This is a genomic window from Flavimaribacter sediminis (genome assembly GCF_019492055.1).
Classification (GTDB): Bacteria; Pseudomonadota; Alphaproteobacteria; order Rhizobiales; family Rhizobiaceae; genus Flavimaribacter; species Flavimaribacter sediminis.
Window position 1 is genome coordinate 193,303 of record NZ_JAICBX010000004.1, and the last position, 17,938, is coordinate 211,240.

Consider the following 17,938-nt stretch of genomic DNA (forward strand, 5'->3'; position numbering starts at 1 on the left):
GACGCCATTGCCGTCAGCCGTCCGGCATGACGATCTGCACCTTGCCATCGGGCTGCGCCAAAGCCTGCGGCAGACGGTCAATCGCCTGCTCCAGCGGCAGCTCCACCGACACGTCGGTTTTCCAGCGCCCGTCGCGGAAACGGTTCTGCACCTCGTTGAACACCCGCATTTTTTGGACAAAGCTGGTTTTGGCGGCCCAATCCGTAGTCCAGAAGCCTTCGATCATCTTGCGTTTGAAGATCATTGCGCCGGGATCGAGGATCTCGGCTGGCGAGTCGTCCAGTCTGCCGTAGATGACCCACCGCGCCCGGTCGCCCATCATGGTGTGGGTCTGCGCGCTCCTGCCGCCTGCGACAGCGTCGAGGAAGACGACCGGCTTTTCTTTCTCCAGAATGCTCGCCAGATCCGCTTCGTAATCCGCGTCCGTTTCGTTCAGCGCGTAGGCGGCGCCCAGATCTTTGAGCATGGCTACGGGCGCTTCGCGGCGCACCAGCGCGATCATGCGCTTGCCCTGGTCCTTCGCCAGTCCTGCCATCAGCTTGCCCAGCTGGCTGGCGGCGGCGGAGAAGACAAAAGCCTCTCCGGGTTTCACCAGATCCAGCATGGCCACCGCCGTCACCGGATTCACGACCAGCCCGGCGGCGTCACGATCCGCCACGCCTTTTTTCAACGGCAAAGCCAGCATTGCCTGGGTCACCGCATACTCGGCCCAGGTTCCGGATCCGTCAGGGGTTACGTAGAAACCCACCCTGCGGCCTTTGAGAAAATTGCCGTACAAACCCGGACCAGCGTCGACGACGACGCCCACGCCTTCAAACCCGGCCGGCTTTCCCTCGACGCGCGGTTGTCCGTAGACCCCACGCACGAAGGCGATGTCCGACGGATTGATTGTCGCCCGACGCATCTTGATCAGCACCTGTCCCGGCGCCAGCTTCGGTTTCGGGAATTCCGCCAGCTCCAGATAGTCGCCGGGCCGGTCGATATGGGTGTCGAGAGATTCTGCCTTTTCGGCAAACCCGCCCTGCCGCAGCAGAAGCCCCTTCATGGCGCAAGCCCCGCATTTTGTTTTCGATACAAGCAATATGGGTCAGTGACGGTGTTGTGGTCAAACCATCAGCCCAGGTTGCGATGCTTTTCTGCCTCTGAAGGCATCGTTACTTGCCGAATACCTGAACCTTACCAAAAGTTCATGATCCAGCCAGCCTCCCGTAATGTTGTGGCGCATATTGCTTAACATATCGAATATGCGACAAGCAGAGGAATTCCAGATGCGACAGAGTGGTTTCAAGACCTCCACGAAAAAGAAGCTGATGACGTCAACCGCGGTTCTCGGCCTGGGCGCGATCGTCGCCGCCGCAGGCGTGCCGCCGCTCCTGGAGCAGGCGCGGGCCGACGCGGTCAGGGTCGAAGCCCCGGCGGCGTTGCCGAGTTTCGCGGACGTTGTCGAAGCCGTTTCCCCGGCTGTTGTTTCGGTGCGCGTCAAGTCAAACCTGCGCCCCGTTGCAAATCGGGGCGGTTTCGGCGTTCCCGGCATGGACAATCTGCCGGACGATCATCCCATGAAGAAGTTCTTCAAGGAGTTTCGCGGCAACCCGTTCGGCGATGACCAGGAGCAGTTCAGCCAGCGTGACGAAGACGAAAAGAACGATCGCTGGAGCAAGCGCGCCCGGCCAATCGCCCAGGGCTCGGGCTTCTTCATCTCGGAAGACGGCCTGCTGGTCACCAACAATCACGTCGTCGACAAGGGAACCGAATTCGAGGTGGTTCTCGATGACGGAACCGAACTCGACGCGGAACTGATCGGCAAGGACGCCCGCACCGATCTCGCGGTTCTCAAGGTCAGCGGCGACCGCGACTTCCCCTATGTCGAATTCGCCCGTGACGACAAGACGCGCATCGGCGACTGGGTCGTGGCCGTCGGCAACCCGTTCGGCCTTGGCGGCACCGTCACCGCCGGCATCGTCTCCGGCCGCGGCCGCGACATCGGCGCAGGCCCCTATGACGACTTCATCCAGGTGGACGCCGCTGTCAACCACGGCAACTCCGGCGGTCCGACCTTCAACCTGCGCGGCGAGGTTATCGGCGTGAACACCGCCATCTTCTCGCCGTCCGGCGGCAATGTCGGCATCGCCTTCGCCATTCCGGCGGCGCTCGCCAACGAGGTCGTCACCGACCTGATAGACGACGGCAATGTCGAGCGCGGCTGGCTCGGCGTCCAGATCCAGCCGGTATCCGCGGACATTGCTGAGTCCCTCGGACTGGCGGAAGCCAAGGGCGCGCTCATCACCGAGCCCCAGAAGGACTCGCCAGCCGAACGCGCCGGCCTGAAATCCGGCGACGTGGTGACGGCCGTCAACGGCGAAGTCGTCGAAAGCCCGCAGGATCTCGCCCGCAGGATTGCGAGCGAAGATCCGGGCGAAAAGACCGACATCACCGTCTGGCGCCAGGGTGGAAGCAAGACGATTGCGGTCGAAATCGGCGAATTGCAGGAAACTGCAGCAGCCGCTGCCGATGATGAAACGCCGGGTAAATCCAGTATGGGCGATGAGCTCGAGGAGTTTGGCCTGACGGTTCAGCCGGCGGAAGAAGGCGAAGGACTCATGATCACATCTGTTGATCCTGACAGCCCTGCCGCAGAGCGCGGAATGCGGCAGGGCGACACCATCGTCGCCGTCAACAACGCGAAGGTCGGCTCGGTCGAGGATATCGCCAAAGCCGTCGAAGAAGCCGGAGAACAGGGCCGCAAGGCAGTGCTGTTCCAGTTGCGTAACGAAAACAACAGCCGTTTCGTCGCGCTTCCGGTTGCGCATGGCTGACAGTTCGGGCGGGCGGTCTATCATGTCGCCCCCAGACCAAACGCTCGAAACTGTGGCAGCGAGCCCCCCATCGGCTCGCTGCCTTCCTCTCGTTGAGGCCATTTGATCTGCAAAAGCAACACCCGTGTGGATTGCTGAATGAGTATGCAACAAGTATCCTGTGCACTATCGAAATTCATATTGGAGCGCGGAGCGCTCAATGGTGCACCTATGAAAATATTGATTGTCGAGGATGACCTCGAGGCGGCGGCATATCTTACGAAAGCATTGAATGAAGCGGGCATGGTGACCGATCACGCCAGTGACGGCGATATCGGCTTCTACATGGCGACTGAAAACAGCTACGACGTGATGGTGATCGACCGCATGTTGCCGAAGCGCGACGGACTGTCCATCGTCAGCGCCCTGCGCGAAAAGTCCATCGACACGCCGGTGCTGATTCTCTCGGCGCTCGGCCAGGTCGACGACCGCGTGACCGGATTGCGCGCCGGCGGCGACGACTATCTGCCCAAACCCTATTCCTTTTCTGAACTGCTGGCCCGCGTGGAAGTGCTCGGACGGCGCAAGGGAACCCGCGACAACGACACGGTCTACCGCGTCGGCGAACTGGAGCTTGATCGCCTTGCCCACGAAGTTCACCGGGGAGGGCAGAAAATCCTGCTGCAGCCGCGCGAATTCCGGCTGCTGGAATATCTGATGAAGCACGCCGGCCAGGTGGTCACCCGCACCATGCTGCTCGAAAATGTCTGGGACTACCATTTCGATCCCCAGACCAATGTCATCGACGTGCATATTTCGCGGCTGCGCTCGAAGATCGAACGCGATTTCGATACGCCCCTTCTCCACACCGTCAGGGGCGCCGGATATATCCTGAAAGCGGAAAGCTAGGGCGCGCTCCGTCATGAGTCGCTTGGGAATGGTGCTGCGAACGACCGCCGTCAGACTGTCGGCGCTTTATTTCACGCTATTCCTGATTTGCGCCCTTGTCCTGGTCTTCTACATTTCCGGACTGACGTCGAGGATCATGATCGACCAGACCCAGGAAGTCGTGCATGAGGAACTGGAGCTGCTTGGTCGGGCCTATCGCACCGGCGGCGTTACGCTGTTGATCAGCTATATCGACCGCCGGTCGCGCCAGCCAGGCGCCAATCTCTACCTCATCGCCGCGCCGAACGGACAGGTGATCGCCGGTAATGTGGAGAGCATCCAGGGGGGCGTCCTCGACAAGCAGGGCTGGACGGAGACCCCCTTTACCTATGGACGCTTCACCCAGACGCCCGAAACCCCGATCCACACGGCGCTGGCCGAAGTGATTCTGTTGCCCAACGGCATGCGGCTTCTGGTCGGGCGCGATCTCAGGGAGCCGACCCAGTTTCGCACGCTCGTGCGCGGTTCGCTGGCGCTTGCGCTCGGCATGATGGTTGCCGGCGCCCTTGTCATCTGGCTTTTCCTCGGCCGCCGCGCCCTGCGTCGCATTGAGCGAATGTCACGGGCGAGCGAAAAGATCCTGGCGGGCGACCTCAGCCAGCGGCTTCCGATCCAGGGATCGAACGACGAATTCGACCGGCTTTCGGAATCGCTCAACGCAATCATGGCGCGGATCGAAAGCCTGAACGAAGGCCTGCGCCAGGTTTCCGACAACATCGCCCATGACCTGAAGACGCCGCTGACCCGGCTTCGCAATCGCGCAGAGGCGGCCATGGCGTCCGGCGAGGATATCGAGGATTTCCGAACGGCGCTTGAGCAAATGGTCGAGGAATCGGATCAGCTTATTCGCACCTTCAACGCGCTCCTCATGATTTCGCGGGTCGAGGCCGGTTCTTCGGCCGCGGAGATCGGGCGACTGGATCTCTCGCAGATCGCCCGCGACGTGGCGGAGCTCTACGAGCCGGTCGCCGAGGAAGCGGGCGTGGCTTTGACGGTCGAGATCGAGGACGGCGTCGAGATCGAGGGCAATCGCGAACTGATCGGGCAGGGGCTTTCCAATCTCGTCGACAACGCCATCAAATACTCCGCCGTCAGGAAACCGGACGCCCGCGTTGCGATCTCGCTTGAAACCGCGGAGGATGCGGTCGTCGTCACCGTCGCCGATAATGGCTCCGGCATCCCGGAGGAGGACCGCGCGGAGGTGGTCAAGCGTTTCGTGCGTCTCGACAAAAGTCGAAACCTTGCCGGAAACGGGTTGGGTCTCAGCCTCGTCGAAGCTATCATGTCGCTGCACAGGGGCAGACTTGAGTTTGGCGCCGCCGACCCGGATGACGAACAGTGGCCGGGTTTGCGCGCCAGAATGATATTCAGAAGATAGGCAGTCAGCGTGTTACGAGGACCGGCGTTTCCCAAGTTGAAGGACCTGCGGGATCCGGTCATCCTGCCAGCGTCACAGGAAAAGCTTGAGACGCTGCGCGACGAACTGGTTAAGCTCGCCGACGGCAATCCGGAACTCGGCGCCTTTCTTGTCGAGGATACGCCCGCCAGCCGGTTCGTGCTTTCAGCGCTTACCCTGTCGCAATACCTGCGCGATATCGCGCTGCGCTCGCCAAGGCTCATTCTCCAGCTGTTGAACTCGGAACCCGGCGCGCTTATCGACCAGCGCATCGAGGAGGCGCAAAACGCCTGGAAGGCGGAGGACGTAAACGAGGCCCGCCTGATGTCCGATCTGCGTCTGTCCAGGCAGGACTTTTCGTTTTTCGCCGGCATGTACGACCTGTCGCGCACGGTCGACACGCGCCAGATCACCATCTGGCTCAGCCGCTTCGCGGCGGCGGCCCTGAAATCCGCGGTCGATTTCTCGCTGCTCTCCGCCCATGACCAGGGCAAGCTGAGGCTTGACGATCCCAGGCGTCCGTCGCGTCGCTCCGGTTTTTTCGTGCTCGGCATGGGCAAGTTCGGGGCCGAGGAACTGAACTACTCGTCGGATATCGACATCGTCGCGATCTTCAATCCGGAAGCCGGCGTCGTCAGGGATCCTGACGAGTCTTCCGACGTGTTTTCCCGGATTGTGCGTCGCCTGGTCAAGATCATGCAGGAGCGCACGCGGGACGGTTATGTGTTTCGAACCGATGTGCGGCTGCGTCCCGATCCGGGCGCCACGCCTCTGGCGGTGCCGTATCGCGCGGCGCTGCTTTATTACGAGGGCCGGGGACAGAACTGGGAGCGGGCGGCCTTCATCAAGGCCCGACCGGTCGCCGGCGACATCGAAGCGGGGCAGGGCTTCTGCAACGAACTGGTTCCGTTCATCTATCGCAAGTATCTGGACTATGCGACGATCACCGACATCCACTCCATCAAGCGGCAGATCCACGCGCACAAGGGGTTCGGCAAGATCGCCGTGCGCGGTCACGATATCAAGCTTGGTCGCGGCGGGATTCGGGAGATCGAATTCTTCGTGCAGACGCAGCAGCTGATCGCCGGCGGGCGAACGCCGGATCTGCGCGTGCGCTCGACCGACGAGGCGCTGTCTGCGCTGTCCAGCGCCCAGTGGCTCGGTCACAGCACGGAAGAGTCGTTGCGCTTCGCCTACTGGTTCTTGCGTCACGTCGAGAACCGGATCCAGATGCGCCGCGACGAGCAAACCCACACCCTGCCGGAAAGCGACCAGGATTTGCGCATTATTGCGCTGATGTCCGGCTATGAAGACGTTGAGCCGTTCATCGCCGATATGAACGAGGTGCTGACTTCCGTCGAGAGGCATTATTCCAGACTGTTCGAACACGAGCACGAACTTGGAACCGGGGAGGGCAACCTCGTCTTTACGGGGGACGGGGACGATCCGAACACGCTCGAGCAGCTAAGCCGGATGGGATTCGAGCGGCCATCCGACATTTCCCGTATTATCCGGACATGGCACTACGGCCGTTACAAGGCCATGCATTCGGAGCGCGCGCGCAAGCATTTGACGGAAATCATGCCGGTGCTGCTGAAAGCCTTTGCGCAGACCCGGCGCGCCGACGAGGCGCTTTTGAATTTCGACAAGTTCCTGTCGGGCCTTCCGGCGGGCATCCAGCTTTTCTCGCTGCTCTCCAGCAATACCAACCTGAGCACGCTGCTGGTCTCCATCATGGCTTCGGCGCCGCGACTGGCCGAGATCATCAGCCGCAGGCCGCATGTCTTCGACGGCGTTCTCGATCCGCAGCTTCTAGCGGAACTGCCGAACAGGGCCTATCTTGCCGGCCGGCTCGGCGCCTTCCTGCAGGGAGATTTTCTCTATGAGGAAATTCTCGACCGGCTGCGCATTTTCGCTTCCGAACAGAAGTTCCTGATCGGCGTTCGCCTGTTGACAGGGGCAATCAGCGGGGACCGGGCGAGCAAGGCCTTTTCCGACCTTGCCGACCTGATCCTGGAAGCCGCCTTCGCCGCAGTGCGCCTGGAGCTTGAGCATCAGCACGGCCGGATCTCCGGTGGCCAGGCCGCCATCGTCGGCATGGGCAAACTCGGCAGCCGCGAAATGACGGCCGGCTCCGACATCGACATCATCGTGCTTTATGCGCACGATCCGGACTGCGCCGATTCCGACGGGGAAAAGCCGCTCGATCCGTCGCGCTATTATGCGCGCCTGACGCAGCGGCTGGCCTCCGCCCTCTCGTCTCCGACGGCCGAAGGCGTTCTCTACGAGGTGGATTTGCGCCTGAGACCCTCCGGCAACAAGGGGCCGATCGCCACAAGCATTCAGTCGTTCCGCAAATACCAGAGCGACAGCGCCTGGACCTGGGAGCACATGGCGCTGACGCGGGCGCGCGTGGTGAGCGGCGATGCGGAGCTCGTGGCGCAGGCCCGCGCCGTGTTCGACCAGGTGCTGGACCGCAAGCGGGACGCCGCCGAGATTGCCGCGGACGTGCGCGGAATGCGCATGCGGATCGAGCAGGAAAAGAAAGCCGCGAGCTTCTGGGACCTCAAGCTTGCGCCGGGTGGGCTGATGGACATTGAATTCATCGCCCAGTATCTGCGTCTCATGGCGGCGAGCGAACAGGTCAGGTTCAATCGCGGCGAGACGAGAACGCTCGACATCATCAAATCGCTTGCGCCTGCCATGATTGGTCATGACGAGGCGGAGCGGCTCGTCTCCGCCCTCAAGGCCTTTACCGAGCTCTCCCAGATCATACGCCTGTGCATCGACGGCGAGTTCGACCCCGAAAAGGCGCCGGGCGCGCTCGAGGATCTGGTGCTGCGTGTCGTCGATCTGCCCGATATCGCGACGCTGGAAGCCCATGTGCTCAAGACCGAGGCCGATGTTAGGGCAATTTTCGACAAGGCGCTGCCGGAACCGGAAGGAGGGGAAGACGCCGAAACGGGATGAGGCCGGCCTGAAGTCTCTGTCAGGACTGGCCTGCGCGCGGGCCTCTATCAGTCACAAAATCAGACACTTGTATCGCGCGCCTTCCAATCGGCTGTAGGTGTCCAACCCATGGCGCTTCAACAATTCGAGCTTTTCACTGCTCAAATCGCCTTCAACGGTCACTACTATCTGCCAACAATTTTCCACGTATCTAACGACGACGCCGTCCACGAGAATTCGGTGGCTTCTGACAGTGTGCTGATCGGCATTTCGATCAATTTTTACGTGTGGGATGGGTGGCCGAAATCGGGAGAAATACAGTTCTGGGTCAACGGTGTGCCCTCGCTCCTCAAAGTTCCGAAGATATTTTTCGGCCAAGCTGGATTGTCGTAGAGAACGACTGGCTTTAGCGATCACACTAATTTGCCACAACGTATTGCATGACCCGTCGTTCCTGACCAATAACCAGCGCCGATAAGGCTTTGTGTCCTTTTCAACACAAGACCGCGTTTGGAGCGCGAACTCCCAGGTTGTCAGGTTTTCGACATCCATTTGTGTCTGTTGGTGGGTCGATACCCCTTCAGTGCAAATGATCTTGCCTGCATCAGGATCGAACATCGCCTTGTGCTTGTATAGCCAGCAAGGCGGATTGCCCTGTGTAGGTGTCAGGCGGATGCTGAAGTCCGTCAGGTCGAGGCGATAGACCAGTGTGTTTCTGTAATCCCTGTCTTCCGGATATCTGAGGCCGCCGATGATGTAGATGGATTGATCTACCAGGGTTGCGCTGTGAAAATCGGTCGGCGGAAACACGTCCGTCGGATACCCAAAAATCTCGACAGAGGTGTCGGGACGAACCACCACAACGTCATTATAGATATAAAAATCCGGATCGTAGCTGTCCTCGTGTTCTCCGCCTATGTAGACGACTGAACCGTTCGGTAGACAGGTTTCCGATTGTCCGTAGCGACTGAAGCACCAGGTCGGGTAATTCTTTTGCGGCGCCCCGACAGCCTGATGTGCACGGAGAGGCCATACCGGATTGTCGACAAGCCAGCGCCACACGTCATTTGTTTGGTTTTCAGGATTGGATTTGCCTCGCCGCGGAGCACGCCATTCTTCGAATTGCGCGCACACGGCTTCGGGAGCAGTGATTTTCGATTTCATGAAATTATGCCGGAATACCGACATCAGGTTCGGTTGAACACTGCCGTCCTGCTACAGCATATGGTCGCAAAATTCAATTCCGGAAGTGCAAATTTCAGGCGCCAGCTTTGGCGCGCTTGAGGACTTGGTGATGGTCGCCAATGGAGATCAGGTTGCGGCTGGTTCGAGGTATTGCGGCGCAATTTCGTTTGTTAACCAGACGCCGTTTCGGGCCTGGAAGAATTGCGCGCCCTGCTGATGCATTTTCAAAGCCGGGATGGTCAGCACGACAGGCTTGCCGTGCCTTTGGCCAACTTTGACCGCCGTTTCGCGGTCGCCCGACAGGTGAACGTATTGACGGTTCCGGGGCAGAACGCCGTGTTTCATGATGCTGTGGAGAAAGCGGGTCGCTGTTCCATGAAACAGAAACTCCGGCGGCGCGAGTGGTTGAAGGCCGAGATCGACTTTGATCGAGTGGCCTTGATTGGCTCGAATGAAAAGCCCGTCCGCCGAGAGCGCAAATCTCTGCTTGTCGCTTTTTGCGACGACGTCCAGCAGCTGATCTCGCGTGATCGGGATGTCGGATTTCGCAATCAACTCGTCGATATAGGCCCACCCTTCGGGGTCGAGTTCGAGCCCGACGGCATCAGGCTTGTGGCGACGGACGTAACTCAGAAACTTGCTGATCGAGGTTTCGGACTGCGTCATCGTTAGCTCTTTTACGATTGTGAATGCCTTGGCATGCCATCCGCGCGATAGTTGCGGGCTGGTGGACTTCACGCCCGGCGCCTGGTCGAGCAAGTCAAGAACCGTAGACGTAGGAGAGATTTTCGACCATGCGCTTCCGGAGCCGGAGGATGAGGAGACCGGTTAGGTCAATACATCGACTTGCGGTATTCGACCTCCAGATCGGCGTCGATCCTGTTCATCTCCTCCGGGTCGTCGGGCGCTCCGGATGTCAGGTCGAGGATCATTTTCGGCAAGGACGGCATTTCGCTGCGATCCTGCAACTCATTCGGGTCCCACAGCTTCGAACGTCGAAACGCCTTGGCGCAATGGAGGAACACCTCTTCGACGGTAACGACGATCGCGATCGTCGGTGTTCGATCCTTCACCGCCATCAAGGCAAGCAGATCGGGTCTCGGGTGATTCTCGCTTTCCCGTTCACACGCAGCGTGTCGTCGAATCCCGGAATCATGAACAGCAGTCCGACGGCGGGATTGGCCAGAATGTTTGATTGGGTGTCCAGACGGTTGTTTCCGGGCCGATCCGGGATCAACAAGGTCCTGTCATCGAGAACTTTCACAAAACCCCTTGGATCGCCGCGGGGACTGACATCGGCTGCGCCGTCCGGCGATTGGGTTCCGATGCAAAGAAATGGCGAGCGGGCCAGGAAATCCCTGGCGTGCCTGTCCAACCGCTTCTGGCATTTCTCCACGGCAATTGCGTGGGTTGGCGGGAAGAGGGATCTCAGGTCTTCCTCGTCCTTGACCAGAAATTCCGGTTTCAATTCGGTTTCCTGCGCCATGCCCTGCTCCTCCCGTTGGCTGGATCACAACAGCGGCGAGACAAACTCGAAGAGGTTGCATCCTGTTCACTAGCCAGGATGATTGCAAAAGTCACGCTTGATTCCAATTCCGGCTGCAGCGATATGGTCAATCCCGCAGAACGAGCAGGGGGCCTGGTCGGGTGGATTTCACGTATGCGCGCCTTCCATTTCCGGCGCAACCTGATCGTCGGCGGCGAAGCTGGCGGTGACATTCGTTCCGGCGAGCAGGACGTTGAGCGCCCGCGTCAGCGATCCTGCAGAAACCGAGATCGGCTGCTGCGCCGTTTGCGCCGATACGGGATGGGAGGAAATGGCGGGCAGGGCCGCTCCGATCATGAGCGCCGCGCCGGCAAGAAGCGCCTAGCGCCGCCTGCGGATGCTCGAATTTCCCGTACCGTTCGATTTCTGACCAGCGATGAAAAGCCCCCGTTCACCCGGCGCTGGTGACGCCGCATATATTGACTGCGTTCCGGACCTCTAATGTCCGCTTGCAATGGTGACGCCAGGGCGTCCGTTCTTCGGGTCCAGCGGCGTATTGTCAAAAACTCGGAAAGCCGCGCGCCGACCACTGATCGCGCGGTATCGGCGCGCCAACGCGGTAGCTGAAGTTCACCACTTTCGTGACCTCCTCATTCACTTCGCATCGAAAAGCGAAGTCATACCATTGCCCCTGGCTTCGAAACGCGGCCTGATCCGGCGCAAGCACCGTGCCCTGGGGAAGGTTGAATGAGGGAAGCATCTCCGGCGGATAGGGCGGACTGCTCGCCATCAACTGCCCGCGCATTTCCGTCACGCAGAGCAGGTTCGCCCGCTCCGAGCGCGACATGCCGTTCATCGCAGTCTGGACGCGCGGGCTTTCGAGCATGGTGTCTGAGTAAAGCTCCTCGGCGTGCGGCAGGTCGTCCGGCGTTCCGGCGGCGTCGCCGCTGGCCGTCGCCGTTTGCGGGGCCGTCTCCGCCTCGGGCGCAACAAGAGCAAGTCTTTGCTCTTCAGCGATAATCCTTTCAACGGCGTCGCCGGAGTCCGCGGCAAGTTCAGGCTCTGCCACGGGTTCGGAGAGCTCCGGCAGGTCCATAGCCTGTTCTTTCGGCGAGTCGACGGCCTCGTCGCTGGTCTCGCTGGCCGCGGTCTGCGTCTCGGCGGGACCATCCATCTCCGAGGCGCCAGTGTCGGCCTCCGGTTCGCCTTGTTGCTGCTTTGCGACGCCATCGCGATTGATCAGAGGTCCGCTGTCGGTTTCGCCGAACTCGGTGACCGGCTTCAACACCGGCATGGATTGCGCCGACTGGGCCATTTCCTGTTCTTCATCGACTTCTTCCACAGCGGGAGGCGCCGGCTCCGGCGGCGGGGCTTCGGCCGTGAAATCCTCGGGCAACTCAAGTTCCGGCTCTTCCGCTTCCGCTTGCGGAGGCGGAACGAGGTCGACCATCACGGCCTCGATCTCCGGATCATGCTCGCGGTGGATCAGTTGAAGCACAACGATCGCAAGAACAACGTGGACCAGCAGCGAGATTGCGACCGCGCCGTAGAACCACCTTGATCGCGCCGCCCCGGTGACCGGAGCGTCCGGAATTTCATTCGTTACTTCCAAGTTCCAATAGCCCTTGCGTTACAGGGAAATGAGCATGATTTGGACGTTGTTGGCAAATCGATAGTTAGGTTATCCCTGCCGACAGTTCGAGAGCGCAGCCGAGCAATTCTGCGTGTGGCGACCCTTGTAATCAGAAAATGGCGATAAGCCGGCAAAGCAGGGAGGAAAAGCGGCGCTGCGTTCCGTCGGCGCCCAACTGAGCCTGACGGGTGAAAAAGGCGCCCCCGATCCGCTGGATCAGGGGGCTAAGTAGAGCCGCAGGGCAAAGTCGAAAGCAAGAAAATCAGGCGTCTTTTCCGGTCGGCAGGCGCAGTGAGACTATGGTGCCGACGCCGGGTTTCGAGCGGATCTTCATGGCGCCGTCATGCAGTTCGGTCAGCGCCCGCGAGATGGCGAGGCCAAGACCCGATCCGCCCTTGCTCTTGGAAAACTGGTTCTGCACCTGTTCGAAGGGCTGGCCGATCTTGCGCAGGGCGGCGGCCGGAATGCCGATGCCCTTGTCCTCGATGGTCAGCGTGACGGCGTCCTTGTGACGGCGCGCGCGCACGGTGATGCGGCCGCCTTCGTCGGAAAATTTGAGCGCGTTGGACAGGAGATTGAGCAGGATTTGCTTGATGGCGCGTCGATCGGCGAACAGCGCAAGTCCTTCCGCTATATTCGACTTGATGGTGATCGACTTGTTTTCAGCCTGGATCGCGATCAGCCGCAGCGTCTCGTCGATCAGCGGCGCGATGTCAATGGTCTCCTGGTCCAGACGAAGCCGTCCGGCCTCGATCTTGGACATGTCGAGAATGTCGTTGATGACGCCGAGCAGATGTTTGCCGCTGCTGTGGATGTCGTCGGCGTATTCTCCGTATTTTTCCGAGCCGAGCGGACCGAACATCCGGTTCTGCAGGATCTCTGAAAATCCGATGATGGCGTTGAGCGGGGTGCGCAGCTCATGCGACATGTTGGCCAGGAACTCCGATTTCGCCTTGTTGGCGGCTTCGGCGCGGTCCTTTTCCGCCAGAAACTTGGCATTGAGCTCGGAGAGTTCTCCTGCCTTTTCTTTCAGCCGCGACTGAGAGGACGACAGATCGCCGATCGTCGCCATCAGCCGGCGTTCGGATTCCTTCAGGCGGTCCTGATGCCGCTTCAGTTGGGTGATGTCCGTGCCGACGGAGACCGACCCGCCGTCGCGGGTGTTGCGCTGGTTGATCTGAAGCCAGCGGCCGTCGGCAAGCTGCACGACCATGCTTCTGGCGCTTTCGCCGTGCTCAGAGGCGGCGACGCGCTGCTCCACTACCGGACGCCGGGCCGAGGCGAGCACCACGTCCTGATCCGTTCCCGGAACGACGACCTCGTCCGGCAAGTCGAAAATGCTCTGGTACTTGGTGTTGCACATGACGAGCCGCTTGTCGCGATCCCACAGAACGAAGGCTTCCGACGTGCTTTCGACGGCGTCGAACAGACGTTGATCGGCTTCAGCCGTGCGCTGCACCAGCCGATGCTGTTCGGTAACGTCCATGGCGATGCCGATCACGTGCAGCGAGGAGGCGCTTTGCGTCACCTGCGCCCGGGCGCGCATCAGTATGTAGCGGCCTTCTGCATGGCGCATGCGGAACATCTGGTCGATCTGGTTGCTTTCGCCGGTCTCGATCGCCGCGACAATATCGTAAAGGCTCTCGTCCTCGGGATGCATCATCGCCTGGACGTCCTCGAAGTCCAGCACGCAGTCGCGTGGCGGCAGCCCGAGAATTTCGTACATCGAGGCCGACCAGTAGATCCGGCCCATGTCGAGGTCCCAGTCCCACAGGCCGCACCGGCCGCGCGACAGCGCCGTGTCCACCCGGTGATGCGCTTCGAGATAGATCTCGTCGGCGTCGCGGGCGCGGGACGCCTGCGTGAAATAGGCGTAAAGGATGACAAGCAGGATGCTGGAGGTCGCTGCAAACAGTGTCACGTTCAGCGACACCTGCTGCTTCCATGGCTTGAGCACCATCGCCACCGGCGTAAAGGCTGCGATCAGTCCAAGCTCGTTGGTGGAAACGGCCGCATAATACTCGTCGCCGTCGACGGACAGCATGTGCACGCCGGCGCGGGTTCCGAAGATCCGCAACTGCGGCGCATCGCGCAGAAGCATGTCGATGCGCCGTCCGACGAATTCACCGCCATTTGCGGTCGCCGCGTAGACGTCGCCGCGTTGGCTGGCGACCACCAGGAACCGCCCGTCGTGCAACAGGTCCGGCGGCAGGCTGTCGGCGAGATGGCTTTCGGCGCGCCAGCGATATTTGAGAGAATCCTGGTCGGGCGATGTCGCAAGCGCCGCCGATCCGGCGAGCGCTGTCAGTGCCGTCGCCTGTCGCGCCGTGTCCTCGATCTCGCTGCGGTCCTGCAGCAGATCGAGAAAGCGCGCCGCCGCGACGATCAGCAGAAAGGCCACGATGAGAACGGGAATGGATTTTCTGAGATAGGGTTCGGCCTTGATCAGGCGACCATAGGCCGGCTTGGCGAAGAGTTTGGCCGGCCCGGCGAGATCCGGGTTCCAACCTTGCGCTCCCGCAAACTGGAACAGATTCTCCCCGTCAGCAGCGCTACCGCTTCGCGCTTCCGCCATCAAATCCACCTTTTGGCTTCAAGTGATCCGGATACCGCTTTTCCGAATCTACCCTAATGAATCAAAGGTGATTCGCCTTGTCCAGCCCTAAAGTTAAATCTTTTTTAACCATATATTTTTGCACGCGAAATTCGGATTCCGCGTGGAGTCTCAGGACTCTAGGCAGTTCCATTTGGGTGGAAATCCACAATCGGGAGGTTCCGCCGGCTTGAGAAAACGCCTCTAGTCGTCGCCGATCATCCGGTCGACGATGTCGCGCACGTCGGTCGAAAGTTTTTCGACGCGAGCGATCTTTCGCAGCGTGTCAAGCGCCTTTTCACGCCGGGCCGCTTCCAGCGACCGCCAGGAACGCATCGCCGTCAACAGCCGCGCCGCCACCTGGGGATTGAGCGGATCGAGATCGATGACGATCCCGGCGAGGAAATCGTATCCCGCGCCGTCGGCGCGATTGAAGCCGGTCGGATTGCCGCTTGCATAGGTGCCGATCAGCGACCGCACGCGGTTCGGATTGGACAGCTGGAAATGCGGCTTGTCCATAAGCGTCTTCACGCGCGACAGGGCGTCGGCTCCGGGAATTGTCGCCTGAACGGTCAGCCACTTGTCGATGACGAGGGGATTGTCGCGGTAGCGCGCCTCAAAATCGGCGAGCGCTTCCTCCGCCTCCGGCGACCGCGGAAAGCGATGCGCCAGCATCGCCAGCGCTCCGCTCAGCAGCGTCATGTTGTCGGCCGATCGATACAGCGAAAGGGGGCCTGACGGATCGCCGGACGCGACAGCCAGATGTGACATGCAGGCGAGATAAAGCGCGCGGTCTCCGGCGCTTGCCGCATCGGGCGAATAGTCTCCGGCGGGCCGGGTTTCGGCGGCGATCTCTTCGAAGAGGTCCCGACCATGTGACGCGATCTGCGCGACGAGCGCCTCGCGCGCTTCGTGGATGGCGTCCGGGTTGATGTCATTGCCGATTTCGCGGGCGATATCGGTTTCGCCGGGCAGCGTGATCGCGTGAGCCCGGAAAGCCGGCTCCAGAGTGCGGTCGGCGAGCACGGCGCAGAGGCAATCCGTCAGTTCGCGGTTCGCCGACGCGGCCTCGCCGGATTCCGCCTTTTGCGTCGCGCTGACGAGATGGCGCATCGCCAGGTCATTGAGCGCCTGCCAGCGCGAAAACAGGTCGGTTTCGATGCGGGCGAGTTGGGCGAGCTCGCGGTCGGATTGCTGCTGCCTGACATTGACCGGCGCCGAAAAGCTGCGGTTGACGGAAATCGCCGGCCGGCTTTTGACGCCCGTGATGCGCACCGTGTGAGTGCGCTCGCGCAAATTCAGAACATCGCCGTCGGCCTCGATGCCCTCGATCGCCCTGGGGCTGGCCGGCTCGCCGTTGCTTTCGAAAAGGCCGACGCGCAACGGAATGTGCATCGGCTGCTTCGATGACTGGCCTGGCGTCGGCGGTATCGATTGTTCCAGTTCCAGCCGCAGGGTCTGCGTCGACGGCTCGTATTGCGAGGCGACTGTGATTTCGGGCGTTCCGGCCTGTTCATACCAGAGGAAAAACTGGTCGAGGTTCTTGCCGGAGACCTCGGCGAAGCAGGCGACGAAATCCTCGATGGTCGCGGCGTCGCCGTCATGGCGCTCGAAATAGAGATCCATCCCCTTCTTGAAGTCGTCCCGGCCGAGCAGGGTTTCGATCATGCGAACGACTTCCGATCCCTTCTCGTAGACGGTCGCCGTGTAGAAATTGTTGATCTCGCTGTATTTGCGCGGTCGCACAGGATGGGCGAGGGGGCCGTTGTCCTCGGGAAACTGGTGCGCCTTCAGCAGCCGGACTTCGGCGATGCGCTTGACGGCGCGCGAGCGCATGTCGGCGGAGAATTCGTGATCCCGGTAGACTGTCAGCCCTTCCTTCAGGCAGAGCTGGAACCAGTCGCGGCAGGTGATGCGGTTGCCGGTCCAGTTGTGGAAATATTCGTGGGCGATGATCGCCTCGATATTGGCGTAGTCGGCGTCGGTCGCCGTGTCAGGATCGGCAAGGACGTATTTGTCGTTGAAGACGTTCAGCCCCTTGTTCTCCATCGCGCCCATGTTGAAATCCGACACGGCGACAATCATGAAGATGTCGAGGTCGTATTCGCGGCCGAAGCGCTCCTCGTCCCACCGCATGGAGCGCTTCAGCGCGTCCATGGCGTAGGCGGCGCGCTCTTCCTTGCCGTGTTCGACATAGATGGCGAGCTTGACCTTGCGGCCCGATGCGGTGGTGAAATCGTCTTCGACAACGCCGAGATCGCCGGCGACCAGGGCGAAGAGGTAGCTTGGCTTCGGATGCGGATCATTCCAGGCGACGAAATGGCGGCCATCGCCAAGCACGCCGCTGTCGACCGGATTGCCGTTGGACAGAAGCAGCGGCGCAGCCTTGGCGTCGGCGCGGATCGTCGTCGTGTAGACGGCAAGCGCGTCCGGCCGGTCCAGGAAATAGGTGATTCGGCGGAAGCCTTCCGCTTCGCACTGGGTGCAGTAGACGCCATTGGTGCTATAGAGGCCCATGAGCTTGGTGTTCGAGGCCGGCGCGATGGCCGTGACGATTTCGAGGGTGAATTCACCTGTTGCCGGCAGGCCGCGTATTTCCAGCCGGTCCGGCGTGACAGCGTGCGGTTCGGCGTCAACGCCGTTGATCTTCAGCGAAACGAACTCGAGTTCGTCGCCGTCGAGCGTCAGCGGCGCCTCGCGGTCGACGCCCTCACGACGCGCCATCGCGATCGTGCTCGTGACAATTGTCCTTTGCGGGTCCAGATCGAAAGCCAGGTCCACGGTCAACAGGACGAAGTCGGTCGGCCGATAATCTTCAAGGCGGATTTCGTTTTGAGGAATTGCTATGGTCATGGTCGTTCCGTCCTTGTACGCCTGTCATCAAGAGGCGCTCTGGAGATGCGTCCGGCGCCTCGACTGTTTCGCAGTCTGGTTATTGATTATCTGCAAAGAT

Annotated in this window: 11 protein-coding genes and 1 pseudogene; 4 read left to right on the top strand and 8 right to left on the bottom strand. The window is 60.9% G+C overall.

Features of this window, described 5'->3' with window-relative positions; genetic code table 11:
• Positions 1–13: 13 nt before the first annotated feature.
• Complete coding sequence (locus K1W69_RS19965; RefSeq protein ID WP_220230211.1) at positions 14–1,045, bottom strand: alcohol dehydrogenase catalytic domain-containing protein; 1,032 nt, start codon at positions 1,043–1,045, stop codon at positions 14–16.
• A 223-nt stretch (positions 1,046–1,268) separates the two neighbouring features.
• Between K1W69_RS19965 and K1W69_RS19970 the strand changes: the two genes are divergently transcribed.
• The 4 genes from K1W69_RS19970 to K1W69_RS19985 all read left to right on the top strand — a co-directional run bounded on the left by K1W69_RS19970 (position 1,269) and on the right by K1W69_RS19985 (position 8,109).
• Positions 1,269–2,816 carry a Do family serine endopeptidase gene (locus K1W69_RS19970; protein ID WP_220230212.1) on the top strand — a complete coding sequence of 516 codons (1,548 nt, stop codon included), beginning with the start codon at positions 1,269–1,271 and terminating at the stop codon, positions 2,814–2,816.
• 138 nt (positions 2,817–2,954) lie between these two features.
• Positions 2,955–3,704 carry a response regulator transcription factor gene (locus tag K1W69_RS19975; protein ID WP_502793610.1) on the top strand — a complete coding sequence of 250 codons (750 nt, stop codon included), beginning with the start codon at positions 2,955–2,957 and terminating at the stop codon, positions 3,702–3,704.
• 13 nt (positions 3,705–3,717) lie between these two features.
• Complete coding sequence (locus K1W69_RS19980) at positions 3,718–5,121, top strand: sensor histidine kinase (RefSeq protein WP_220230214.1); 1,404 nt, start codon at positions 3,718–3,720, stop codon at positions 5,119–5,121.
• Positions 5,122–5,130: 9 nt separating this feature from the next.
• Entirely contained in the window at positions 5,131–8,109 is a 2,979-nt protein-coding gene (locus tag K1W69_RS19985; protein WP_370688279.1) for a bifunctional [glutamine synthetase] adenylyltransferase/[glutamine synthetase]-adenylyl-L-tyrosine phosphorylase, read from the top strand.
• A 51-nt stretch (positions 8,110–8,160) separates the two neighbouring features.
• On the opposite strand, the gene K1W69_RS19990 is transcribed toward K1W69_RS19985, so the two are convergent.
• The 7 genes and pseudogenes from K1W69_RS19990 to pepN form a co-directional block, all read right to left on the bottom strand.
• Entirely contained in the window at positions 8,161–9,252 is a 1,092-nt protein-coding gene (locus tag K1W69_RS19990) for a hypothetical protein (protein WP_220230215.1), read from the bottom strand.
• Between the two features lie 147 nt (positions 9,253–9,399).
• The gene (locus tag K1W69_RS19995; protein WP_220230216.1) at positions 9,400–9,939 is read right to left on the bottom strand and encodes an RNA 2'-phosphotransferase; all 540 of its coding nucleotides are present in this window, start codon (positions 9,937–9,939) and stop codon (positions 9,400–9,402) included.
• Between the two features lie 167 nt (positions 9,940–10,106).
• A pseudogene (locus K1W69_RS20000) lies at positions 10,107–10,759 on the bottom strand (pyridoxamine 5'-phosphate oxidase family protein).
• Positions 10,760–10,927: 168 nt separating this feature from the next.
• On the bottom strand, positions 10,928–11,116 hold the full coding sequence (locus K1W69_RS20005; RefSeq protein ID WP_220230217.1) for a hypothetical protein: 189 nt from the start codon (positions 11,114–11,116) through the stop codon (positions 10,928–10,930).
• A 202-nt stretch (positions 11,117–11,318) separates the two neighbouring features.
• Positions 11,319–12,371 carry a DUF930 domain-containing protein gene (locus K1W69_RS20010; protein WP_220230218.1) on the bottom strand — a complete coding sequence of 351 codons (1,053 nt, stop codon included), beginning with the start codon at positions 12,369–12,371 and terminating at the stop codon, positions 11,319–11,321.
• Positions 12,372–12,654: 283 nt separating this feature from the next.
• Entirely contained in the window at positions 12,655–14,976 is a 2,322-nt protein-coding gene (locus K1W69_RS20015; protein WP_220230219.1) for a PAS domain-containing sensor histidine kinase, read from the bottom strand.
• Positions 14,977–15,189: 213 nt separating this feature from the next.
• On the bottom strand, positions 15,190–17,838 hold the full coding sequence (pepN, locus tag K1W69_RS20020) for an aminopeptidase N (RefSeq protein ID WP_220230220.1): 2,649 nt from the start codon (positions 17,836–17,838) through the stop codon (positions 15,190–15,192).
• Positions 17,839–17,938 lie beyond the last annotated feature (100 nt).